The organism is Sphaerisporangium flaviroseum (assembly GCF_039537005.1).
GTDB lineage: Bacteria > Actinomycetota > Actinomycetes > Streptosporangiales > Streptosporangiaceae > Sphaerisporangium > Sphaerisporangium flaviroseum.
The window spans coordinates 683798-706789 of record NZ_BAAAZR010000001.1 but is presented as its reverse complement, the minus strand read 5'-3'; the positions used below and the strand labels follow the sequence as shown (position 1 = coordinate 706789).

At 69.3% G+C, this 22992-nt stretch carries 23 protein-coding genes and 1 pseudogene; 9 read left to right on the top strand and 15 right to left on the bottom strand.

Going from position 1 to position 22992, the window contains the following annotated elements:
- Positions 1–97: 97 nt before the first annotated feature.
- From ABD810_RS03420 to xylA, 3 genes are all read right to left on the bottom strand, one after another.
- A complete protein-coding gene (locus tag ABD810_RS03420) occupies positions 98–895 on the bottom strand; it encodes a DUF998 domain-containing protein (RefSeq protein WP_344934039.1) in 798 nt (265 codons plus the stop codon).
- 93 nt (positions 896–988) lie between these two features.
- Positions 989–2362 carry a xylulokinase gene (gene xylB, locus ABD810_RS03415; RefSeq protein WP_344934037.1) on the bottom strand — a complete coding sequence of 458 codons (1374 nt, stop codon included), beginning with the start codon at positions 2360–2362 and terminating at the stop codon, positions 989–991.
- Positions 2359–3510, bottom strand: a complete 1152-nt coding sequence (gene xylA / locus ABD810_RS03410; RefSeq protein ID WP_344934035.1) for a xylose isomerase — start codon at positions 3508–3510, stop codon at positions 2359–2361. The genes xylB and xylA overlap by 4 nt, the downstream gene beginning before the upstream one ends.
- 134 nt (positions 3511–3644) lie before the next feature.
- On the opposite strand from xylA, the gene ABD810_RS03405 reads away from it, so the two are divergent.
- Both ABD810_RS03405 and ABD810_RS03400 read left to right on the top strand, forming a co-directional pair.
- A complete protein-coding gene (locus ABD810_RS03405; protein WP_344934033.1) occupies positions 3645–4811 on the top strand; it encodes an ROK family protein in 1167 nt (388 codons plus the stop codon).
- Positions 4812–4879: 68 nt separating this feature from the next.
- Positions 4880–5392: a VOC family protein gene (locus ABD810_RS03400; RefSeq protein ID WP_344934031.1), complete on the top strand. Its 513-nt coding sequence runs from the start codon at positions 4880–4882 to the stop codon at positions 5390–5392.
- A gap of 61 nt (positions 5393–5453) precedes the next feature.
- On the opposite strand, the gene ABD810_RS03395 is transcribed toward ABD810_RS03400, so the two are convergent.
- The 3 genes from ABD810_RS03395 to ABD810_RS03385 form a co-directional block, all read right to left on the bottom strand.
- The gene (locus tag ABD810_RS03395; protein WP_344934029.1) at positions 5454–5825 is read right to left on the bottom strand and encodes an STAS domain-containing protein; all 372 of its coding nucleotides are present in this window, start codon (positions 5823–5825) and stop codon (positions 5454–5456) included.
- Between the two features lie 137 nt (positions 5826–5962).
- Positions 5963–6541 (bottom strand): DsbA family protein, encoded by a 579-nt coding sequence (locus tag ABD810_RS03390; RefSeq protein WP_344934027.1) that lies wholly within the window; start codon positions 6539–6541, stop codon positions 5963–5965.
- Positions 6542–6796: 255 nt separating this feature from the next.
- Positions 6797–8035: an MFS transporter gene (locus tag ABD810_RS03385; RefSeq protein WP_344934025.1), complete on the bottom strand. Its 1239-nt coding sequence runs from the start codon at positions 8033–8035 to the stop codon at positions 6797–6799.
- 121 nt (positions 8036–8156) lie between these two features.
- On the opposite strand from ABD810_RS03385, the gene ABD810_RS03380 reads away from it, so the two are divergent.
- Positions 8157–8873 (top strand): ArsR/SmtB family transcription factor, encoded by a 717-nt coding sequence (locus ABD810_RS03380; RefSeq protein ID WP_344934022.1) that lies wholly within the window; start codon positions 8157–8159, stop codon positions 8871–8873.
- A 147-nt stretch (positions 8874–9020) separates the two neighbouring features.
- Here the strand turns inward: ABD810_RS03380 and ABD810_RS03375 are convergent, their stop codons facing one another.
- Together ABD810_RS03375 and ABD810_RS03370 are read right to left on the bottom strand one after the other, a co-directional pair.
- On the bottom strand, positions 9021–10406 hold the full coding sequence (locus tag ABD810_RS03375; protein WP_344934019.1) for a Dyp-type peroxidase: 1386 nt from the start codon (positions 10404–10406) through the stop codon (positions 9021–9023).
- Between the two features lie 102 nt (positions 10407–10508).
- Complete coding sequence (locus ABD810_RS03370) at positions 10509–13154, bottom strand: ATP-binding protein (protein ID WP_344934016.1); 2646 nt, start codon at positions 13152–13154, stop codon at positions 10509–10511.
- Positions 13155–13270: 116 nt separating this feature from the next.
- Between ABD810_RS03370 and ABD810_RS03365 the strand changes: the two genes are divergently transcribed.
- Together ABD810_RS03365 and ABD810_RS03360 are read left to right on the top strand one after the other, a co-directional pair.
- Positions 13271–14134: a carbon-nitrogen hydrolase family protein gene (locus ABD810_RS03365; protein ID WP_344934013.1), complete on the top strand. Its 864-nt coding sequence runs from the start codon at positions 13271–13273 to the stop codon at positions 14132–14134.
- A gap of 23 nt (positions 14135–14157) precedes the next feature.
- Positions 14158–14466, top strand: a complete 309-nt coding sequence (locus ABD810_RS03360) for a hypothetical protein (protein ID WP_344934011.1) — start codon at positions 14158–14160, stop codon at positions 14464–14466.
- 4 nt (positions 14467–14470) lie between these two features.
- Here the strand turns inward: ABD810_RS03360 and ABD810_RS03355 are convergent, their stop codons facing one another.
- Complete coding sequence (locus ABD810_RS03355; RefSeq protein ID WP_344934008.1) at positions 14471–16090, bottom strand: carbamoyltransferase family protein; 1620 nt, start codon at positions 16088–16090, stop codon at positions 14471–14473.
- 150 nt (positions 16091–16240) lie between these two features.
- On the opposite strand from ABD810_RS03355, the gene ABD810_RS03350 reads away from it, so the two are divergent.
- The 3 genes from ABD810_RS03350 (at position 16241) to ABD810_RS03340 (ending at position 18559) form a co-directional block, all read left to right on the top strand.
- Complete coding sequence (locus ABD810_RS03350) at positions 16241–17128, top strand: hypothetical protein (protein ID WP_344934005.1); 888 nt, start codon at positions 16241–16243, stop codon at positions 17126–17128.
- A gap of 15 nt (positions 17129–17143) precedes the next feature.
- Positions 17144–17533 carry a hypothetical protein gene (locus ABD810_RS03345; protein WP_344934003.1) on the top strand — a complete coding sequence of 130 codons (390 nt, stop codon included), beginning with the start codon at positions 17144–17146 and terminating at the stop codon, positions 17531–17533.
- A gap of 159 nt (positions 17534–17692) precedes the next feature.
- On the top strand, positions 17693–18559 hold the full coding sequence (locus tag ABD810_RS03340) for an LLM class F420-dependent oxidoreductase (RefSeq protein WP_344934000.1): 867 nt from the start codon (positions 17693–17695) through the stop codon (positions 18557–18559).
- Here ABD810_RS03340 and ABD810_RS03335 read toward each other — a convergent pair.
- The 6 genes and pseudogenes from ABD810_RS03335 to ABD810_RS03310 all read right to left on the bottom strand — a co-directional run bounded on the left by ABD810_RS03335 (position 18556) and on the right by ABD810_RS03310 (position 21480).
- Complete coding sequence (locus tag ABD810_RS03335; RefSeq protein ID WP_344933997.1) at positions 18556–18963, bottom strand: YybH family protein; 408 nt, start codon at positions 18961–18963, stop codon at positions 18556–18558. The genes ABD810_RS03340 and ABD810_RS03335 overlap by 4 nt on opposite strands.
- An 85-nt stretch (positions 18964–19048) precedes the next feature.
- Positions 19049–19240, bottom strand: a pseudogene (locus tag ABD810_RS03330) (ABC transporter permease); the annotation flags it as partial.
- 45 nt (positions 19241–19285) lie between these two features.
- Entirely contained in the window at positions 19286–19846 is a 561-nt protein-coding gene (locus ABD810_RS03325) for a DinB family protein (RefSeq protein ID WP_344933994.1), read from the bottom strand.
- A gap of 145 nt (positions 19847–19991) precedes the next feature.
- Entirely contained in the window at positions 19992–20450 is a 459-nt protein-coding gene (locus ABD810_RS03320; RefSeq protein WP_344933991.1) for a hypothetical protein, read from the bottom strand.
- A gap of 125 nt (positions 20451–20575) precedes the next feature.
- Positions 20576–21094, bottom strand: a complete 519-nt coding sequence (locus ABD810_RS03315; protein WP_344933989.1) for a nucleoside 2-deoxyribosyltransferase domain-containing protein — start codon at positions 21092–21094, stop codon at positions 20576–20578.
- Entirely contained in the window at positions 21082–21480 is a 399-nt protein-coding gene (locus tag ABD810_RS03310; RefSeq protein WP_344933987.1) for an HIT family protein, read from the bottom strand. The genes ABD810_RS03315 and ABD810_RS03310 overlap by 13 nt, the downstream gene beginning before the upstream one ends.
- Positions 21481–21756: 276 nt before the next feature.
- Here ABD810_RS03310 and ABD810_RS03305 point away from each other — a divergent pair, with 276 nt between their 5' ends.
- Positions 21757–22983: a serine hydrolase domain-containing protein gene (locus ABD810_RS03305; protein WP_344933985.1), complete on the top strand. Its 1227-nt coding sequence runs from the start codon at positions 21757–21759 to the stop codon at positions 22981–22983.
- Positions 22984–22992 lie beyond the last annotated feature (9 nt).

Sequence of the window (22992 nt, the reverse complement as noted above, 5' to 3'; positions counted from 1 at the left end):
CCGGCAGCCGAGGTGAAGATCGCCGATGAGACTAGCATTGCGACCGATGATTTTCTTGATACATCCGTGATATTTCGTGAATTGAGTCCTTCTAGGGTCAGTGTCGGCTTAGGACCCCAGTGGACCTTCCCGCGCCGGTTGTGGCGGTTTCCAGAGTCATGGCCATGCTCACGGAGGCGCTCATCGCCGGGCTCCTCACCGGCGTCCGGGCGCTCGGTACCCAGGCCCGCAGCGGGAAGGGGGTCACGCTCGGAGCGGCGGTCACCGGGGCGGTGACGACCGGCGGGGTGACGGCCGTCGCGGCGGGGCTCACGGCGGAGCTCAAGGTGATCCGAACGAGCTGTACGGCCACGACGGCCAGGGCCGCGACCTCGATGCCGAGCAGCGCCCATTCGGCCAGGCCGATCATGACCCGGTGCCCCGGGAAGGCGACGTAGGTCAGCACGGCGAGACCGCCGCCGGCGCCCAGTGCGAGCCACTCGAGCGGACGCCCCACCGGCCGCCAGAGCTCGTCGTCGCCGAACCGCCTGACCATCAGCGCGGCGGTTCCGGCGAGGCTGGCCAACGCGATCGCGATCATCACATCGATCACCGCGGTGACCGGGGACACGGCGGCGACGGTCAGGGAGACCACCCACGTCAGCATGAGACGCTCCGGCCAGCCCGACACGGGCGCCCGTACGGCCCGCAGGCCCGCGAGCAGTCCAAGCGAGGACAGGGCGAGCAGTGCCATCGCGAACTCGGTGGACCCGCCGCGCTCCAGCGCGGCGGACTGGCCGATCGTCAGGTGAAGCGCGTCCAGGGGGACACCGATCCGGCCGACCGCCATCGTGATCGACGCGACCAGCATTCCGGCTCCGGCGACCAGGGGGTGAAGCCTTCTCAGGGGCAGCATGGGTCAAGACTGTCCCGAAACGGTCGTCCCGAACATCCGGTGCCGCCCCTGATCGACCCCTGAGGCGATCTAGGGGTCCCTCAGGGTCGGACCTCAGATTCCCGCGGTGACCTCCGCGTAGCGCGACCGCACGCCTGGTGCCGGGGCGGCCTCGTAGAGCTCCGGTACGCCGGGCTGCCACGCGGGCGGCTCCGGGGTGCCGCCGAGGAGCCAGGCGGCCTGGCGAGCCGCCCCGTCCGCGACGTACTCCCCTGGTTCCGGCACAAGGACAGGCCGCCCGAACACCGCGGGCGCGATCCTGCACACCGCTTCCGACCTGGCGCCGCCGCCGATCAGCAGCACCCGGCGGGGCTCCAGCCCCAGCGCGTCCAGCCCGTCGGCGAGCCCGCACAGCATGCCCTCCACGGCGGCCCTGGCCAGGTGCGCGGGGGTCGAGTTGGACAGCCGCAGCCCGTGCAGCGACCCGGTGGCGTCCGGCCGGTTCGGGGTCCGCTCTCCTTCGAGGTAGGGCACCAGCACGAGCCCGTCCGCTCCGGGCGGGGCCTCCAGCGCGAGATCGGACAGCTCCGCCGTGGACACCCCGAGCATCCCCGCCGCCGCGTCCAGGACACGGGCCGCGTTCAGCGTGCAGACCAGCGGGAGGAACCGTCCGGTGGCGTCGGCGAAGCCCGCCACGTCCCCCGACTCGTCATGGCTCGGCGCGCCGGCACAGGCGAAGACCGTCCCCGACGTGCCGATGGAGACGACCACGTCGCCGGGGAGCATCCCCACGCCCAGCGCGGCGGCCATGTTGTCCCCGGTGCCCGGCGCGAGCCGTGCCCCGCCTGACTCCCCCGCCTGACCCGTGGGATCGAGTACACGAGGCACCAGCGGGGTGTGGCCCATGGCGAGCTTCAGCAGGTCGGGACGGTACGAGCCCGTCGCGGGGGACCAGTAGCCGGTCCCCGAGGCGTCGCCCCGGTCGGTGGTGAGCGCCCCGATCCCGGGGGATCCGGCGAGGCGCCAGGTGAGCCAGTCGTGCGGCAGGCACACCGCCGCCGTACGGGCCGCGTTGTCCGGCTCGTTCTCGGCGAGCCAGCGAAGCTTGGTCACGGTGAAGGAGGCGACCGGGACGCTGCCGACCGCCTCCGCCCACGCCCGTGGCCCGCCCAGCTCGGCCACCAGCTCACCGGCCGCGCGGGCGGAGCGGGTGTCGTTCCACAGCAGCGCGTCCCTGACGACCTCGCCGTGCTCGTCGAGGCACACCATGCCGTGCTGCTGCGCGGCCACCGACAGCGCCTCGACGTCGGAAAGGCCGCCCGCCGCCGCCACCGCCTCCTGGAGGGCCTGCCACCAGTGATCGGGGTGGAGCTCGGTGCCGGGTGGGTGCGGGGCCCGGCCCTCACGGACCAGGACCCCGGTCTCCGCGTCGCGGATGACGACTTTGCAGCTCTGCGTCGAAGAGTCGACTCCCGCGACCAGTGTCATCCCCGCACTCCGAGGAGGTGCTCGAGCGCGAGCTGGTTGAGGCGGGTGAAGTGGAAGCCGCGCTCGGCCGCCTTGTCGAGGTCGAAGTCGTCCTTGGCGAGGTCGTCGTAGGTCTCGCCAGGGGCCAGCGTGGGCTGGGCCAGCTCGAGCACGCGGGAGTTCGCCAGGGCCTCCTGGACCGCGGGGTCGGCGCGGAACGCCGCCGACTTCTCCTTCAGGATCAGGTAGGTCCGCATGTTCGCCGCTGCCGAGACCCACACGTCCTCGGCGTCCTCGGTCCGCAGCGGCTTGTAGTCGAAGTGCCGGGGGCCCTCGTAGCCGCCGTTCTCCAGCAGGTCGACCAGGAAGAAGGCGCTCTTCAGGTCACCATGGCCGAAGACGAGGTCCTGGTCGTACTTCGGGCCGTGCTGGCCGTTGAGGTCGATGTGGAAGAGCTTGCCGTGCCACAGCGCCTGGGCGATGCCGTGCACGAAGTTCAGCCCGGCCATCTGCTCGTGGCCCACCTCGGGGTTGAGCCCCACCATCTCGGGGTGCTCCAGCTCGTTGATCAGCGCGAGCGCGTGGCCGATGGTCGGCAGCAGGATGTCGCCGCGCGGCTCGTTCGGCTTGGGCTCGAGGGCGAACCGCAGGTCATAGCCCTTGTCGATCACGTAAGAGCAGAGAAGGTCGAGGCCCTCCTTGTAGCGGTCGAGTGCCGCCCTGACGTCCTTGGCGCCGTCGGACTCCGCGCCCTCTCGTCCGCCCCAGCAGACGTACGTCGTCGCGCCCAGTTCGGCGGCGAGGTCGATGTTGCGCAGGACCTTGCGCAGGGCGTACCGGCGGACGTCCCGATCGTTGCTCGTGAACGCCCCGTCCTTGAAAACGGGGTGGGTGAACAGGTTCGTCGTCGCCATGGGAACCTTGAGGCCGGTGTCGCTCAGGGCCTGCTTGAAGTTCTGGATGGCCTTGTCGCGGTCGGGCTCGGTGGCGAGGAGGTCGTCGTCATGAAATGTCACGCCATAGGCGCCGAGCTCGGCGAGGCGGTGCACCGCCTCGACCGGGTCGAGCGGGGCCCTGCTGGCGTCGCCGAACGGGTCACGCGCCTGCCAGCCGACCGTCCAAAGGCCGAACGTGAACTTGTCTTCCTTCTTGGGTGCGTACGCGTCCACCGCTGGTCTCTCCCGATTTAGTCTATGTTGTGGACTAAATATCTTCCGCTACTCGCGGCAGGTCAAGAGGTACCCGGGGAAAGAGTTCACCAGAAGGAGTGGGGGGCTGTGATCGAAGCCGGTGACATCCCCTGATGGCACAGGCACTCAGGCACGACGCGATGCGCGCGGGCAACCTCGCGGTGGTGCTCGCGGCGCTCGACCGGCGCGGCCCGCTGACCCGCGCCGCGCTCGCCGAGACCACCGGCCTGACCAAGACCACGGTGTCGAAGCTGGTCGGCGACCTCATCGACGCCGGCATGGCGGTCGAGTCCGGCACCGTGCGCGACGGGGAGCGTGGCCGTCCCGGGGTGGTGGTCCGCCTCAGCGGGCACCGGGTCGCCGCCCTCGGGCTGGAGATCAACGTCGACTACCTGGCCGCCTGCGTCGTCGATTTGAGCCGCACGGTGCGGCTGCTCCGTACACAGGCTGTGGACAACCGCGCCGCCTCGCCGTCGGACGTGATCACGCGGCTGGGCGAGCTTGCGACCGGCATGCTCGCCGACGCCGCCGGCCTGGGGCTCTCCGTGGCCGGGGCCATCGTCGCCCTACCCGGCCCCGTCGACCGTTCCACCGGCACCGTCCACCGCGCGCCCAACCTCGGCTGGCGTGACGTCGCCGTCAGCGAGCTGCTCGCGCTTCCGCTTCCCGTGCTTGTGGACAACGAGGCGAACCTGGCCGCGCTGGGCGAGCTCTGGTTCGGGTCGGGGGCGACGCTCGGCGACTTCCTCCACGTTTCCGGAGAAATCGGCATCGGTGCCGGCCTGGTGATCGACGGGGCGCTGTTCCGTGGGGCCCACGGGTTCGCGGGCGAGCTTGGCCATGTCGTCGTCTCCCCCGACGGCCCTCCGTGCCGGTGCGGCGGCACCGGATGCCTGGAGCGGTACGCCGGGCAGGACGCCCTGCTGCACCCGGGCGAGGAGATCGCCGATTTCGTGGCCCGCCTGAAGGCTGGTGAACCCTCGGCGGAGGCCGCCTGCGGCCGGGCCGGATCCGCGCTCGGGATCGCCCTCACCACCGCCGTCAACCTCATCGACCCCGACACGATCGTGCTGGGCGGGATCTTCGCCCCGCTGTTCCCCTGGGTGTCCGGACCGGCGGAGGAGGCGATGCGCAAGAGGCTCGGGCAGATGCGTGCCCGCGTCCCCGCCCTGGTCGTCTCGCGGGTCGGTGCCGACGCCGCGACGCTGGGGGCGGCCGGGCAGGTGATCCAGCGCATCATCGCCGACCCCGGCGCGTTCCTCCTCGACCCGCAACGGTGACCTTGCCCTTTTGAGCTCTCATCCACAGGGGGTATGTTGGTTGAGAGTTCAAGTTATCGGAGGCACCCATGCCCGTTCACCGTCTCAACCACGCCGTCCTGTACGTGCGTGACGTCGAGCGCGCCGTCACCTTCTACGAGGAGGCGCTCGGATTCCGCGTGGTCATGGCCTTCCCCGGTGCGGCCTTCCTGCAGGCGCCGTCGTCCAACAACGATCACGACCTCGGGCTGTTCCAGATCGGGGCCGGGGCAGGGCCGTCCGAGGCGGGCCGCGCGACCGTCGGCCTCTACCACCTGGCCTGGGAGGTCGAAACGCTCGACGACCTGGAGGAGATCGCCGCGAAGCTGAACTCCCTCGGCGCCCTGGTCGGCGCCTCCGACCACTCCACCACCAAGGCCCTGTACGCCAAGGACCCCGACGGCATCGAGTTCGAGGTCTCCTGGCTGGTTCCGGCGGCCCTGCTCACCGAGGAGACGCTGGCCGGGCGCAGCAGCATCCAACCGCTCGACATCGCCCGCGAGAAGGAGCGGTACGGCGGAAGCACCCGAGGCGGGGTCGGCATCTCGATCGGCGCCGTCTGAGCCGGCCGTTCACCCCTGAGAGGGTGTCACTCGCCCCCGAGCCGGCACCCTCCGGGCCGCTTCAGGCCGCACCGGCCTCCTGCACCGCCTGCTCGACGGTGTCCCGTGACTCGAAGTGGTTGTTCAGGCCGCTGATCCGCAGCCGTCGCTGCAGGTAGTCGGGGACCGCGACGAGGATGAAGCGCCCCTGGGCGGCGGCGATCTGGTTGAAGACGTAGACCAGGGCCCCGAGGCCGGCGGAGTCGCAGAAGGTGAGCCTCGCGAGATCGATGACGAGGCGAGGGGCGCCGTCGGGCGTCCACAGCCCGTCGACGTTGGCGTAGAAGCCGGGGGTGCCGTGAAAGTCGAGATCACCCGCTAGGTACAGCACCGTGCAGTTCTCAAGGCGTTCAACACGGATATCCAGGTTCTGGCCGTGCTGCGACGCTGACATGGGTATGCAACCCCTTTCCGCAGTCCCCCCGATTACTGTCTCAGTGCAGGTTATGCCCCTCCTGTCGCACCCGGCCACCCACGGCCCCCCGCCGCGTACCCCGAGCCACCGTCGGCCGGCTTCCCGGCGACCACGGCTCAGCTCGTCGCGGCGGTCACCGCGGCGACGATCACCTGGGGGTTCGCCGGAACGGGAACGCCCTGGACGAAGACGGTCGGGGTGGCGTTCACCCCGCGCTGTACGGCCCTCGCGGTGACGTACGCCGCCCACTCGATGTAGGTGTGCCTGCGGACGCACGCCTCGAAGACCGGGTCCGTGATCCCTACCGTGGTTCCCAGCTCGATCAGCTCGTCGTCGCTCAACCCCGGCCCGCCCTCGGGTGGCTGGTTCACGAACAGCCCGTAGGCGTACTCCATGAACATGCCCTGGTCGGATGCGCAGCCGGAGGCCGAAGCGGCCCGAGAGGAGTACTGGTTGGTGGACGCCGCGTCCAGGAACGCCATCGGGTGGTACACCACAGTGATCCGCCGGTTCTCGACCAGTTGGTCTAGCGTGGGTCCCGACGTCAGCTCGAACTGCTTGCAGAACGGGCACTGGAAGTCGATGTAGGCGTCCACGATCACCGGGCCGTCGCCGACGACGATGCCGTCTCCGCCCTCTGTGGCCCCGGCCGGTACGTGGATCGGCGCCGTGAGCCGGCCTGCTTGCGTGGTCATGCCATCCTCCTCCGGTAACGGGAGTGAAGGCCCTTGAAAGTAGAACGGCCCACCGGCGAGCATCCGTTCTGATCGCAGCACAAAGACTGGACAAAGACTGCCGGCGATCATGCCGTGACCCCTGGCGATCGGCGTCGCGCTCGGCCCGGAACGTCCTAACCGACCAGCCCTGACTGGCAGGCGAAGACCATCAGCCGGGCGTGGTCGCGGGCGCCCGGTTTTGGTGATGGCGACGCGAAAGCCATCCGGCTCGGGTCAGCGCGTACGGACCGCCCAGCGGGCCAGGGCGGGCACCGGGGTGGAGCACGCGAGGAAGACGGCGCCGACCAGGAGCCAGCCGGACGCCCCGAACATCGACAGCGCGAGGGTGAACACACCCGGCGCGAACATCTGCACCGTCGCGGTCGCCGCCTCGGACGCGCCCTGGTAGGCGCCACGAGCGTCCTCCCGCATCAGCTCCACCGACAGCCCCCAGCCGCCCCCGACGTATCCCAGCTCACCGGCGACGTGCAGCAACGCGGCGACCGTCACCACGACCATCGCCACCGCCCCCGAGCCCCCGGCCGTGGTCGCCAGCAGGACGCAGCTCGCGGCCAGGAACGCTCCCGCCCAGACGGTGGTGCGTGCCGCCTGTGACGTGGTCCTGGCCAGCTTCGTGACGAATATCTGCAGCGCGGCGATCCCGACCGAGCTGATCACCACGACCACGCCGCTCAGCGACAGCGGGAGCCGGGTGGAGTTCGCGATCCACAGCGGCAGGCCGGTGGAGAGCATCGCCCAGCACAACGACAGCATCGAGGTCGAGCCGACGACGGCCAGGTAGGGACGGTCACGCAGCACGCGCCTGATGCCCGGCCCCCGATCCTTGCCGCCCGGCGTGGCGCCGGTGCCGGATCGGCCGTCAGGCGAGGTGATGGTGAGGGTCAGCAGGGTGAGCACGACGAAGCTGAGCGTGTTCCCCATGATGGCCATCGTGTACGCCGCCGGATCGTCCGCCGCCAGGACCAGCGCGCCCGCGCCCGCTCCGAGCGCGTTACCGACGTGCTGGGCGACGCGCTGCCGCGCGAGCGCCTTCACCCGGGCTTCCGTGCCGGTGACCAGGCCCGCGACCAGGGCGGTACGGACGGCGGTGGCGCCGTTCGCCGGAGCGACGAAGACCGTCGTGACCAGCAGGAACGTCCACGGATCGTGGACCAGCGTGTAGCAGGCCATGGCGGCGCCGCGGACGACCGTCAAGACGACCAGGATCGTGCGCGCGTCGAACCGGTCGGCCATGGCGCCGAGCGGGACGGCCAGCGCGAGGCCGACACCACTGGCCACCGCCATGCCGATGCCGACCGTCGCCGGTGACAGGTGCAGGATGCGCGTGAAGTACAGCGCCCAGATGGTGAACCACAGCCCGTCTCCCAGGGCCGAGATCCCCCGGCCCCACACCAGGCGTCTCAGCCCGGCCTCCTCGCTCCCGGCCGATCGGCTCGACGCGATCACCGTCATCCTCATCCACCTTTCACGTATCCATTAAAGGTGAATGTAACGACGTCGCAGGCTTCTGGACAACCATCCTTCAGGATCTCGTGAAGGTTGGTATGCTCGGCGGACGGATGGGGAGGTCGCCATGAGGGGATGGGTCGACTCGCGGGAGCCGGTGCTGGGCTCGGTCATCTCGCTCACCAGAGAGCTCGCCGACCCGGTACGCCTGACCGCCCTCCAGCTCCTCTGCGCCGAGGGCCCGCACACCCTCACCCAGCTCGCCGACGCGCTCGGCGTGTCCGCGCCGCGCATGGGCAACCACCTGGCGCGCCTGCGCTCCAGCGGGCTGGTCAGCGTCGAGCACACCGGCCGGCACGCGGTCTACCGGGTGGCCTCACCGGGCCTGGGCGAGGTGCTCACGGCTCTGGCACGCTACGCGCACGCCGACCTGGCCGTACGTCCGGACCGGCCCTCGACGCCGGACGACGTCGCGCACACCTGCTACGACCACGCCGCGGGCCTGCTGGGCGTGGCTCTCTTCAGCACGCTGATCGAACGCGGCGCCCTTCGGCCTCCGGACGGGAGCGACAGCGCCCTGGCGATGGGCGGCGACCCGACACTGTTCGCCGAGCTCGGCGTCGACCTGGCCACGGTGGACAGCCGCCGCCGCAAGCTCGCCACGGCCTGCCTCGACCGTATCCACCGCCTCCCCCACCTGGGCGGCGTGCTCGGGAAAGCGGTGCTCGACGCCCTGGTCTTCCGGGGGCTCGTCGAGGCCCACGAAGGCACCCGGGAGCTGACGGTCACCCGCAAGGGCGCCACCGACCTGCCCTCCCTGCTCCCCACCTTCACCCTGCCCTGATCAGCGGGTGCCGCGGGTGGTGTGCTCGACGCCTGACCGGCGGCGTCGACCGGTCCACCGAACCGGTGAGGCGCGGGCCGCCTCACCGGCTCGGTTCACCCTCCTGCCGAGTCCGTGGCGCCGGTCCTCACAGGCTCTCGACGGTCCTCACAGGCTTTTGAGGTAGGCGAGGGAGGGCATGAAGAAGTACTCTCCGCCCTTCATCGTCACGGTCTGCGGGATCTCCGCGATCGGCGGGCTGAGCTTGTCGCCGCCCCAGGTCTCGCGGTACCTCACCTTCAGCTCTCGCTTGCCCTGGCCGATGACGGGATCGTGGCCGACGCCCTCCTCAGGGAAGCCGGGGTTGTCGGCCCACGTCTGCTGGGTGAACTCGAACTGCGACTGCAGGCTGGCGTTGAACGCCATGAACAGCAGGCCCACTCCGCCTGTCGGCCGGGTCTCCGGGGGCGCGTCGTCCCACGGCACGTCGGTGCGCGTGCCGTACGTCTGGCCGCGCCTGGCCATCATCACACCGAGGACCCGTTCGAGGCCGCCGTCACGGGTGTCACGCGGGTTCACCTTGCGGATGTGCGAGCCGACCGGGCACTTCGCGCCGGAGTCGTCACGGTAGCTGAAGTCGTTCTGCACCGGGAAGCCATCGGAGCTCGGCTTGCCATGGAGCCTCAGTGGCGTGCCGTTGCGGAACCTGCCGACGAGCATGGCACCCGCCCGCTGCCGGTCGGCCTCCTTGAGCCCGAGGCTGTCGGCCAGCTGTTCCTCGGCCTGCCGGAAGGCGCGGACGTTCTGCTCCAGCTTCCTGAAGACCAGGTAGCTGCCGAAATGACGGTCCGGCCTGGGAGCAAGCGGATCGGCCGCCAGGACGTGGCTCAGCGGGAAGAACGGCGTCCAGTTCTTCCCGGGCTCCTTCGCCACCTGGTCGGCGAGGAAGAGCGGCTGGCTACGGCCGTCGATGTACCCGAAGTGCTCGATCCCGCGGCCCTGGGCGTTGCGCAGCCCGAGCCCGGTCTCCTCACCGAGCACCTGCGCGGTCTTGGGCAGCAGCGCGAGCACCCGCTCGCGCGTGGCGGCGACCGGCTCCCCGGTGGCGTCGCCGATCAGCACGACGGCGTGGATCTCCCCCTGGTACGGCTTCTCCCACTTACCCACGGGTGGGTCGCTCAACGTGTCCTTGCGGCGCTTGAGCCCCGACTTGAACGCGTTGTCGCCGAACTTCGTCGTGGAGTGGCCGAGCTTGAGGTAACCCGCCTTGCTGATCCCGACCCCGACGTACGGCGTGCCGGGGGCCTTGGACCGGTCGAACGCGCGAACCTCCTCCAGGTGCTTCCTCGCCGACTTCATCAGCGGGAGCAGACCTCGCAGGAAGCGCTTCCCGTCGGCCCCGTCGTCGAAGTGGACGAACAACACCGCCAGGTGCTCACGGACATGCGCCTGCACGATGTTGGGCTGCAGGTTGTCGAGCATCGCCTTGGTGTCGGCGTCCAGCCCGGCCGAATCCCACGCGAGCGGCTTGGTGTTGAACAGATCTACCGGCATCTCTCTCCCCGTTGTCCTGTCTCGTCTGGGCCCCCACCCCTAAGAGTCTTCTTTCATGACAAAGGTTCAATGCCTAGACCTATCCACGAAAAGGTGCACAGATCAGCTGTCCGCCGAACGCAGGCGGTGCAGTCGTTCGCGCGTGGTCCGCTCCCACCACTCATCGCCCGTGGCGGCGAACACCGCAAGCGCGGTCTCGTACCAAGGGGCGGCGTCCACTGCTGACGAGCCTTCGCCGCGCAGGAAGGCGACCACCGCCTGCCCTCGCGGTACGCCCATCCCGGCGAAGAGCGCCTGCGCGCCGTCGAGCGCCCGGTCGGCCTCTAGGGCGGAACCGCACTCGCGCAGGGCCGCCCCCAGCCAGCACAGCGCCCAGGCCTCCCCTGCCCGGTCGCCCATCTCGCGGTAGAGCTTGACCGAACGGTCCAGACTCCGGCGGGCCTCCTCCAGCCGACCTGCGGCCTGCTGTGTCCTGCCCAGGTCGATGAGCACGGCCGCCTCGCCCCGCGACACGCCAGGGTGCAGCACCGCGAAGATCTCCAAACTCTCCTCGAAGCACGCCGTGGCCCGCGCCCAGTCGCCCTGCACCCGGTAGTGGTCGCCGAGGCCACGCAGCCCCCAGGCCTCACCGAACCGGTCTCCGGCGCTGCGGAAAAGCTCGAGGCAGCGACGGACTGCCCGCTCCCCTTCGGCATGGCGGCCGAGACCGCGTAGCAACTCGCCCAGGCTGCGCTGGTTCCACCCCTCCCCCACCTGATCGCCCAAGGTCTCGAACAGGACCAGCGCCTGCCGCAAGGTGATCATGGCTTCCCGGAGGCGACCGGCCTCCATCTGCGTGTCGCCGACACATCGCAGGCACCATGCCTCACCAAGGCTGTCGCCGTGTTCACGGAACATGGCCAGGCACTCGTCGAAAAGCTCGAGAGCGCGGGCGAAGTCACCCTGGTCCTTGTGAACGCAGCCGAGGCTGTTGATGGTGTACGCCTCGATGAGGGGGACCGTGCCCAGAGCACGCACGATGGCCAGGCATTCCTCAAGGCACTCGCGGGCCTCGCCGAACCGGTTGAGCTCGAGGTAGACGTCGCCGAGGTTGGTCAGCGTCTGCGCGACCCCCAGCCGCTGGCCGAGGTCACGGTAGCGCGCAGCGCACTCACCCAGTGAAGCGAGCGCGTCCTCGAACCTGCGCTGGTCGCGGTAGCAGTTGCCCAGGCTGCGCAGGATCGCGGCCTCGCCACCGCCGTTCCCCGAGCGCCGAGCGGCACGCAGCGCCACCTCGTAGAGGACCTCGGCCTCGTGCCACTGCGACCGGAGCCGCAGGTGGTGGGTGAGGCAGTAGGCCAGCTCCCACGCCGGCCCCCACAACTCCGCTCCGAACGCCTGGTGCGCCGCCGACACCAGCGTGGCCTGCTCGGTCGCGAACCACGCGAACGCCTCGGCACTGCTCGGCGCAGACTCCTCAGCGGGCGGCTCCAGCGGGGACATCGCGGACTCGGCGACCTTCAGATAGTTGATCCCCGCAGGAAGCCGGGCGAGCGCCCGCCGGGTCGGGCCACGGCAGGCGTCGAGCAGCGCCAGCAGCGCGGCGCTCCGGGTGTCCGCCGACTCCTCGACCGCCAGCTTCTCCCTGGCGAACAGGCGGAGCAGGTCGTGGAAACGGTAACGGAGCTGTCCGCGATCGTCCTCGCCCATGGGTTCGAGGAGCTGCGACTGCGCGAGCCGGTCGAGGAGGTCCTCGGCGTCGTCGGGGCTCGCTCCGGCGAGCGCCGCGGCCGCCCAGGCGGCGAAGTCGGGTGCCTGCAGCAGCCCGAGGGAGCGCAACATGGCTCGCTCGGCGGGGGCGCCGGCGGCGTAGCTGAGCTCGAAGCCGGCCCTGACCTCACGGTCCCCCAGTCGCAACTCGTCGAGCCTGCGCTGTTCGTCGCCCAGGCGGTCGGCCAGGCGGGCCAGGCGCCAATGCGGCCGAGCGGCGAGTTTCGCCCCCGCGATGCGGATCGCGAGGGGGAGCCCGCCGCAGAGCTCGCAGATTCTGCGCCCGGCCTCCTGCTCCGCCTCGACCCGATCGGCCCCCACGATCTTGGTCAGCAGGGCCAGCGCGGTCTCGGGCGCCAGGATGTCGAGATTGAGATTGCGTCCGCCGTCGAGTCCCGGTAGCCGCGATCGGCTGGTAACGATCACTCCACAGGTCGGGCTTCCTGGCAGTAGCGGTCTGACCTGCTGTTCGGAGGCGGCGTTATCGAGGACGACCAGCATCGAGCGGCCGGCGATCCTGTCGCGGTACAGTCGCTCGCGCTCGCCGAGGCCTTCCGGGATCTCGGCGTTGTCGGTGCCGAGCGCGCGCAGGAACTCCGCGAGCACGTCCGCGGGCCGCAGACTCTGGGGTTCGTAGCCGCGGAGGTTCACGTAGATCTGCCCGTCGCGGTAGCGGGTGCGCAGCCGATGGCCCGCGTGGACGGCGAGCGCCGTCTTGCCCACTCCGGCCTTGCCCGAGATGGCGGACACCACCACCGCGGTGCCGGTCGGCTGGGCCTCCGTGAGGAGGCTCTCCAGCGTGGCCAAGGCTTCCTGCCTGCCCGTGAAGTCGGAAATGTCGGGCGGAAGTTGCTGGATTTGAGGGACAGATCTGGAGTCGCTTGGATAGATGGTCACATTCGCCGCATGGGCGATGTTCACCAGCTTCTCGACTCGACCGCCCGTCACCACCGTGGTGACGACCGGTGGGATCTCCGCCTCGCCGGTCATGACCCTCATTCATGGTCCTGCGCGTTTCGTGCACTGGAATCGTCGACGAAGTGGCACTAACGGTCAAGAGCCCACCACATCCGGTATCGATTCCCACCCGTGGCTTCTCCCCTTAAAGTGGGGGAGTGCGACCGCTGCGCGTTGGCCTGCTCCAGCTGCACTCCAACGGCCTTGACGTGGCCACCAATCTCCGTGTGGGTGAGCGTTACTGCCGAGAGGCGCGTCGCCTCGGTGCCGACATCGCCCTTTTCCCGGAGATGTGGAGCGTCGGTTACACCTTCTCCGGCGACCGTACGGCATGGTCCCGCTTGGCGGTCTCGCGCACCGATCCCTTCGTCTCGCACTTCGCGGCACTGGCCCGCGAGCTTGAGATGGCGATCGGCCTGACCTACCTCGAGCGGTGGCCGGGAGCCCCGCGCAATTCCATCTCGCTCATCGACCGCCGGGGCGACCTGGTGCTGACGTATGCCAAGGTCCACACACTCGACGACGACGTCGAGGCGGCCTGCACTCCCGGCGACGGCTTCCATGTCGCGTCCCTGCTCACAGCGGTGGGCGAGGTCAAGGTCGGCGCGATGATCTGCTACGACCGGGAGTTCCCGGAAAGCGCCAGGGTCCTGATGCTCAAGGGGGCGGAGCTGATCCTCACCCCCAATGCCTGCCTGCTGGACGACATCCGCGTCAACCAGTTCCAGGCCCGTGCTTTCGAGAACATGGTGGGCGTCGCGATGGCCAACTACGCCGGACACGGCCGCTCCATCGCCTTCAGCCCCGTTGTCTACGATCAGCGGCAGGAGCGTCTCGACCCACTGCTGGTGGAAGCCGGAAGGGGTGAGGGGGTGTTCCTCGCCGACTTCGATCTGGACGCCATGCGCGCCTACCGTGCCCGTGCCAAGTGGGGGAACGCCTTCCGCAAGCCCGCCCATTACGGGGCCCTCACCTCCGAGGCGGTCTCCGAGCCCTTCGTACGACCGGCTGCCCGGCGATGACACCGGGCGAGGGAAGGATCGGCATGGACGAACCGCGCCTGGCGCCCGAACCGCCGTGGACGGCCGAGCAGGAGTCGGCCATGGTCAACGGATTCGACGACGGCATGGGGATATCCGAGCTCGGACAGGTGCTGGGCCGCCATCCCGCCAGGGTCAGGGCCCGTCTGCACCTGTTCGGGCGTCTGCCCGCGTGCGACCCCGTGCGCGCGGCGGAGGACCTTCGCCTGCTGGAGCAGTACGGCGGACCGGCCGACGAGGAGCTGCGGGAGGTGCTGCCCCCTGAGGGCACCACGCGGAGGCCGAGCGGCCTCCTGCGCCGCTTCCTGCGGTGAGCCGCTACTTCACGATCAGCCGGTCGCCGATGACCAGGGCGTCGAGATCGGTCCGCGCCAGCGCGTCGAGCGCCTGCAGAGGCGTCTCGACGATGGGTTCGCCCCGTACGTTGAGCGAGGTGTTGAGCAGCACGGGCGGGCCGCCCTGGCGGTTGAACTCCTTCAGGAGCTCGGCGAGGAGCGGATTCTGCGCCTCGTCGGTCGTCTGCACGCGAGCCGATCCATCGACGTGGCAGACGGCGCCGACCGTCCCCCGCAGCGACTCCTTGATGGGGTAGGAGAACTGCATGTAGGGCGAGGGATCCGCGCCGGGAAAGTACTCCTGCAGGTGCTCGACGAGCATCACCGGGGCGAACGGCCGGAACTGCTCGCGTGACTTTATGTGGTTGAGCCGCTTGCGCATCTCAGGGCGGCTCGGATCGGCGAGGATGCTCCTGTTGCCGAGAGCTCGCGGGCCGAACTCCGCGCCGCCGTGGAACCACGCGACGGCCTTGTCCCGGCGGAGCAGTGACGCGACGTCCGCGCAGAGCTCCTCCTCCGCCAGCCGCCTGCCGTACGCCTCGAGGCCGTCGTCCTTGTGCTCGTGCCCGAGGTAGGGGGACGGATCGAGGCGCCAATGCCGGTCGCCGCAGCCCTCCTCCAGGGCGCAATGCAGCGCGGCGCCGATGGCCGTGCCGCTGTCGCCGGGGGCGTAGACCACGTGCACCCGCTCGAAGGGGGTACGCGCCTTGATCTTTCCATTGAAGACGCAGTTCAGGGCGACCCCGCCGGCCAGGCACAGATCGGGGCTGCGGGTGGCGTCCCAGACCTCGTCCAGCACATGGAACAGGATCGTTTCCAGACACGACTGCACGGCGAAGGCGATCGAGGCGTTGGTGTCGAAGTCGTCGTCGAGGGGGCCGTGAGGTATTCCTTCCAGGATCTCGACGACCCCGCCCTTGCCTTCCATGTTGATCGAGTACCGCCCGCCGGCGTACAACTCGACCGCCTCCATCATGCGGTCGACGAACCTGGCGTCGCCGTACGGCGCGAGCCCCATGGTCTTGCCGGCCTGCAGGAAGCCGAAGCCGATGGCCTCGGTGGCGGCCCGGTAAAGGTCCCCGAGGGAGTTGGACATCAGGGCGTCGGCGTCGTTCGAGCCGGGTCCGCCGCGCTTCTCACCGCTGACCCGATCGAGCACATGCAGGGCGTTGCCACGGCCGATCGCCCATGAGGTCGTCTCGCGGGCATGCATGCCCGGGGGCACTCCTGGCAGGTCCACCACGCTGCCGGCGCCATCGGCCACCACCACGGCCGCCTCGTGGAACGGGCTGGTGAAGAACGTGCTCAAGGCGTGGGAGTAGTGATGGTTCATCCACCGGAGCCGCTCACCCGAGACCTCGCGGACGCCGTTCAGCAGGCCGGCCAGCATGTCGTTGGCACCGAACGCCGCCGTGCCCGCGATGTCGCGCGTGAAGCCTTCGAGGCAGTAGGCCAGCGATCGAGAGCAGGGATCCGGCTCGCGGTAGGCGTAGCGGACCCGGCTCAGCCTTTCGTCCTCGACCGCGACGATCCGGCCGTCGTCGGTCAGGAGGCAGGTCGCGAAGTCGTGAATGGACCCCCCGAAACCAATACAAGGCTTCATCCACCCTCATCTCACCGCTTACCGTATTAACCTACTTACGGCAATATTGCTTATCTCGTCCACTTAGCCCGTGTCCATCTCGCGGAGAATTGCGGCCACACCCCTCTTCTCCCGCTACACGCCTTAATCTGACCGAAAGCGGGGAAAGGGATGGCCGAAGCGGGCATCGCCCTGGCAGTGGGCGGAGTACTCGTCCTGCTCGGATTCATGAATGTCGTCTCCGCCATCAGTCCGGATGGGCGGCGTTATCTGTCCGCCGGGCGAGGCGAAGCCGTGTCGATGCCTTTCGTCCTGCGCTGGCTGCTGCCCGCGATCTGCAAGGACAGCGTCACCCGCTGGCGCTGGTCCACCACACTGCACCTTTTGGCATTGCCGCCCTTGGTCACCGTGTGGCTGGAGCCCTGGATCGCCGACTCCCGCCTGCGCGTGGTGGGCGGGCTGATGGTGTGCGGGCTGTCGGGGATCTGGCGGATCCACCTCAGATGGCCCGTCCTGGTGGACGCGGCGGCGATGACCTGGGCCGTGGCCTCCGCGGTTGCATTCCAGAAGGGCATACCACCGCTGGGCGTGGCGCTGGCACTGGTGTCGGGGACCATCAAGGAGTCAGGTCCGGTCTTCGCCGCCTGCTACGCCTGGAATCCGCTCGCTCTCGTGGCACTCGTGGCGCCGCTGGCGCGCAGGCTCACGGCCAAGATCGGCGACGACCTCATGGGGCAACCGCACGTGACCCATCAGCCACTGACCGCCAGCAGGGTGCACCACCTGGGCAAGTGGTTCGACCCCAAGGTCATGCTCCTTCCCTGGGGCGCGGGAGTGCTGGCCGTACTCGCCGACGACGGCCTTATCGTGCCCATGTTGGTCGTCACCTTGACGCTGGCATATGGGCAGACCATCATCGCAACTGACACTTCACGCCTGTACCAATGGGCCGCACCCCCAGTGATTCTCGCCGCCATCAGCGTAATCCCCGACAAATGGGCGATAGCACTGCTTGTAGCCCACCTCTTCAACCCATGGGCGGGTACTGCCGAAGTGTGAGAGAAAGGCGACACATTGGTCGACCCAGTGCTCCTCACCGCTGCCACGCTGTTCGTCTCCAAGCTTGCCGACGGCCTCGCGGGAGAGGCGGGGAAGGACGCCTGGAACGGCATGAAGCGGTTGTTCGACCTTATTCGCGGCAAGCTCTCCGGTGACGAGTCAGCGCAGAAGGTGATCTCCTCGGTGGGATCAGGGGCCGATGCGCGGGAGGCCGCCGCATCCCTGTCCGCGATCCTCGACCGCCATGCCGAATCCGACCCCGAGTTCCGTCGTGAGTTGGCCGCCCTCGTCAGCACGGGCATGAACGATCCGGTGGCGGGTCGCATGGTCACCCAGATCTACGGCAATGCCCAGGTCGGCAAGGCCGTGACGATCGGCAACGTCACCGGCGACGTCTCGTTCTGACACCTCGCGCGACGGCACGTTGAGCTGGCCCCGAAGGGCATCCACCTGTGACGGTCCCGGCCTGACCACAGCTCACAGCACCGCGCGACGCACGGTTGAGCGGTGCTGTGCACGGAATGATTGTCGGGGAGTTCACCTGACAGTCGACAGGAGCCATCAATGCGGATCGGCGTCGTCTTTCCCCAGACCGAGATCGGCCCGGACGCGGGCGCGGTGCGCGCCTACGGGCAAGGGGTCGAAGAGCTCGGTTACCGGCATCTGATGGTCTACGACCACGTCGTCGGCGCCGATCCGGCGGTGCACCAGGGCTGGCAAGGTCCGTACAACATCGAGACGACGTTCCACGAACCGATGGTCCTCTTCGGGTACCTGGCCGCGCTGACCTCGCTGGAGCTCGTCACCGCCATCATCATCCTGCCCCAGCGGCAGACGGCCCTGGTGGCCAAGCAGGCGGCGGAGGTCGACCTGCTCAGTGCCGGCCGGTTCCGGCTGGGCGTGGGGCTGTGGAACCCGGTCGAGTACGAGGCCCTCGGCCAGGACTTCACCACCCGGGGCAGGCGCATCGAGGAACAGGTGGAGTTGATGCGCCGGTTGTGGACCGAGCCGTCGGTCACCTTCGACGGCACCTACGACCGGGTGACCGGAGCGGGACTGGCGCCCCTGCCGGTGCAGCGGCCGATCCCCGTCTGGTTCGGCGCGCAGTCGCCCGCGGCGTACCGCCGTGCCGGACGGCTGGCCGACGGCTGGTTCCCGCAGATGTCTCCAGGCCCGAAGCTCGACGAGGCCAAGGCAATGATCGACGAGGCCGCGGCGCAGGCGGGGCGCGACCCGTCCAAACTCGGCATGGAAGGCCGGGTCAACTGGACGGGCGACGCCGAGGAGTTGGACGATCTGGCCGGCCGGTGGCGGGAGTCCGGCGCGACCCACATCTCCATCAACACGATGAAGGCAGGCCTGCGCTCGGTCGACGAGCACCTGTCCGCCCTGGAGACGGCGGCCGAGACCCTGGCACTGCGCAAGCACTAGCCGTCGGTGCCGGTGTCGGGGAAGGAGTGGTGCTCGTGCGCGACGGCCCACCGGCCGTGCTCCTTGCGCAGGCCGAGCGTGAGTCGCAGCCGGAAGCCGGGCCGGTCGTCGAGCTGGTCCGGCCTTCCGCACCGCAGCAGGGCGTGGGCGTAGGCGACGTCGTCACCGGCGGTGACGTCCAGCGAGTCGATCTGGAACAGGGCGCCCTGTGCCTGCCACTCGAAGAAGAGCGGCCACGACTCCCGGTAGGCGTCGATGCCGCGCACGCCCTCGTACGGTGGCGGCACATCGAACATCACGATGTCCTTGGTGTGGTCCGCGAGCACACCGCTCATGTCGCCCCGGTGGACCGCCTCGGCCCAGCGCTCGATCAACGTCCGGATCTGTTCCTCGTCAATGGTCATTCTTCAGCCCGGTCCCTTCTCGGTTGACGCCCGATCAGGACTACAACCCGCGCCGGCCCGGGAAATCATCGCGAGCCGCGGTCGGTCATGCGTTCAGGGCCGCCGTCGGAGGCGTTCTCGACGCGCGGATGGCCGGATAGAGGCCGGCGACCGCTCCGATCAGCATGGTCACGCCGATGCCCCCGGCGAACACGACGGGCGGCACAGAGATGGGCCGGCCGTTCGTCCCGGCGAACACCGCGATCACCGCGAACCCGATCGCCACCCCGGCGAGCCCGCCGAGCGCGGAGCGTCGCGCATGCCTCTGATGGGTCTCCGCGAGTCAGCCCATGGTTCTGGCGCCGTCCAGGGACTCGCGGATGATGTCGGCGTGGCCGGCGTGCTGTGCGGTCTCGGCGACGATGTGCATGACCACTCGGCGGGCCGACCACTGCTCGCCAGGCTGGAACCAGGGAGCCTTCGGCAGAGGGTGGACGGCATTCAGGTCGGGCAGGCCGGCGATCAGTTCGTCGCTTCGACGAGCGACCTCAGCGTAGTCGTCCAGCACATCGGCCAGCGTCTCGCCGGGCAACAGCCGGAAGCCGTCAGCCCACCGCGCCTGGTCGTCCTCGGTCATCTCCGAGAAATCCACCATCGCGGACGGCTCGCCTCGGATGAGGTCGATCCACCGCTGTTCGACGGCCGTGACATGTTTGATCAGGCCACCCAGGCAGAGCTCGCTTGCGGTGGTGCGCTGTCCGGCCTGCTCGTCGGTGAGATCGCGGGTGGTGAAGCGCAGGAAGTGTCGTTGCTTGGCCAGTATCGCCAACAGGTCGGCGTGCTCACCGCCCACGGTGGACGAATCAGCTCGGGCTACGCCAGTGCTCTGGTCGTTGGTGGTCATGGTCCCCGCCTTACGTGGCTGTGGATCGTGGTCTTGTTCCAGGCTAGAACGCATAGCGGTCACTTTCTGACCTGATAAGGGAGTCACCATGAACTCGCGAACGCAGGCCGCCGCGGTCGGCACCTTCCCGCGGCCCTGACACCGGTCACGACACGGTCGCTCGGGCGGTCGCCTGCTCATGCTCTTCTTCGGTCATGCCGCTTGTGGTGCCGGGATGGTTCTGCTGCAGGTCGTATCGGTCGTCAGCCCACACCTGGTATTCCCGGCGCGTGTCCTGTTCGTCCTGGCCGGTCGCCGTGGCCACCTGCCGCCAGGTCACGCCCGCCTGGAGCGCGCGGTCGACGTGAGCGGGGTTCCGGACGCTCCTCGCGATGGACTCTCCCAGCACCAGGAGTTCGAGATGCTCGCCCGCGGTCAGCGGCGGGTACTTGCCGGCGTCGCCGTAGCGGCCGGGGTCGTAGTCGCCCCGGGACTTCAATGTGGCGATCGCCTGCACGTGCAGGTCACGGCCGGTCAACTCGAGCCAGCGCTCCAACCGCGTTGCGAGCGGGACATCGGACAGCTCATGTGGGCTGGTAGGGCTGTCAGGGAAGGGCTTGGACATGTCGTCTCTCCTGCGATGGGCGGGATAGTGCTGATTCGGCGCGCTCAGGCCCCGTCGAGGTGGGTGCACGGCACCGGTGAAGTCCTCGTTCACCCGGCCCGTGCGTGCCGCGGCGCTCGTCATCGTCACCCGCATGGGTGTGAGACGTCTGTGCGCTGGGCGATGGCCAGCGCCGCGGTTACGGTCTCGGCCAGGGTGGAGCGGACCGGGACGCCGTAGCTGTGGGCCAGGTGGATGAGGTACCGGTTGCGTTCGGGGTTGGGGCAGTCCGGCGGGCAGCCCAGCACGGCCCGGCCGGTGGTCACGTCATGGCCGAACTCGACGTTGGTGGTGAAGCCCGGCAGGGTGGCCAGGTCGCGCGGAATCCAGAACATGATGGCGCCGGCGCGCCGGCGGGCGAGGTTCTCCCAGGCGAACTGGTCCTCATAGCGGACCGCGCGCACGCTGTCGCGGGACTCGGGGGTGAAGACGGTCAGCGGCCGGGCGCCGTCCCAGGCCTGGGTCAGGATCTGGAGGGCCTGCGGCCGCCAGGACGGGGTGCCGCTCCCCGCCACGGGGGTGGGTCCGGCCAGGAACACCGACGGGGTGGCGGACGTACGGGGCGGGATGGGCTCACGCGCCCACACCAGATTCACCGTCCCCATGGCCGGCTTCCCTCCTGCTCTGCGGCGGCGCGCGTGGCGTGCTGGAGGGTCCAGGGCAGTGGCAGGCCGTCGTCCAGGGTGCGGGGAATCACGTGCAGGTGCAGGTGGAAGACGGTCTGGGTCGCAGCGGCGCCGCGGGAGGTGATGACGTTGGCCGCGGGCAGGCCGGCGGCGAGCTCGGCGGCACGGGCCATGGTGACGGCCGACACCGCGACGTCCTGGCCGACGTCGCGCACGTGCGCGTACGGGATCACCAGGACGTGGCCGTCGGTTACGGGATGGCGCGGGCGGAGGGCCAGGGCGTCGGGCCAGGTGCGGATCACCGTGGCGGGGGTGTCACCGGCGATGATGGCGCAGAACACGCACCCCTCGCTTGAGCCCGTCATTCGCCGCCCCGAGCCCTTGGCCATGGCCGAACCGTAGCTGAGGCCGGGGCCTGGATGCCACAGCCAAAGATCAAAAGGGTGACTCCCGGCCGGCGACCACCGAGCAGCGTTAACAAAGAGATATACGGAAGGAAAAAGGCGTCAATCACCGTTCGTGATTCCGAGGAATGGAGCAAGCCCCCATAAGAATGGTCGCCAGGGCGTTCTCAAACGAGCCTGACTCGATTCGGAGAAATGCCGGAATTTCGGGACAGCGGTATATTCAAGGGGGAGAAAATGGCCAAGTGGCCTAATATTGTCGGGGTCCTTGTGATCAGTGCCGCACTGACCGGCGGAGCCGTACCCTCGGCCACTCCTGCCCTCGCCGTTTCCGCCGGGGGCACCGGCGTGACCGGCCTCGGTGCCGATCGCGGCGGATTCACCCAGAAATCGGACCCGCCGGCGACCCCAACGGCACCGACGGATGATCAGACCGCTGCGGCGATGCAGGAGTACCTGCGGGATCTGGCCGCGAAGGAGCAGTTCACCGGCTCGGCGCTGGTGAAACGACGCGGGAAGGTGCTGGTGCGTTTCGCCGCAGGCGAGGCCGACGAGGAGAAGCACATCCCCAACCGCCCGGACACGGTCTTCCGGATCGCCTCGGTCACCAAGCAGTTCACCTCGATGCTCATACTGAAGCTGCGCGACCGTGGGCTGCTCGGCCTGGACGACCCGGTCTGTCCGTATCTCGTCCCCTCGTACCTCAAGGCCTGCCCGAAGGCGTGGCGGCCCATCACGGTCCGCGAGACCGTCACCCACACCTCCGGCATTCCCGACATCCAGCTACTGCCCGACTTCTATTCCAAGCTCTCGCAGCCGACCACGACCAGGGAACTCATCCAACGGTTCGTGCACGAGCCACTGGACTTCAAGCCCGGCACCTGCTGGAAGTACACCAACTCCGGCTACATCCTGGCCGGGGCGATCATCCAGAAGGTGACGCGCAAGCCGTACGGCACCGTACTGCGCAACATGATCACCGGCCCGCTCGGACTCCAGCACACCGGCTACAGCAGGGGAAATCCGCCCGAGGGGTACGCGAAGGGCTACCTCACGCTCGGATCACCGGCCGCGCCCATCAACGGCTCCCAGGCGTTCTCCGCGACCGGCATCTACTCCAACGCCGACGACATCGTCCGCTGGGACCGGGCGTTCGGCGCGCACGAGGTCGCGCCACCCGCCACCGTCAAGAAGGCGTTCACGCCACAGGCATCGTGCCCCTCCAGTGGCTGCCTCCACTTGCCCTCGACCGCGTACGCCTTCGGCTGGCTCGTCGACCGGCTCGACGGGCACCGACTCCGCTACCACCCGGGTCTGCTCCTGGGCTACGCGGCGAGCAACATGTACCTGCCCGATGACGACATCGCGGTGGTCGTCCTGAGCAACGTGGAGAACACCGACACCAACGGCATCGCCCGCCACCTCGCCACGCTGGCCCTGAAGTCCTCTGAGTGCGCCTGTTGAGCGCAGGCA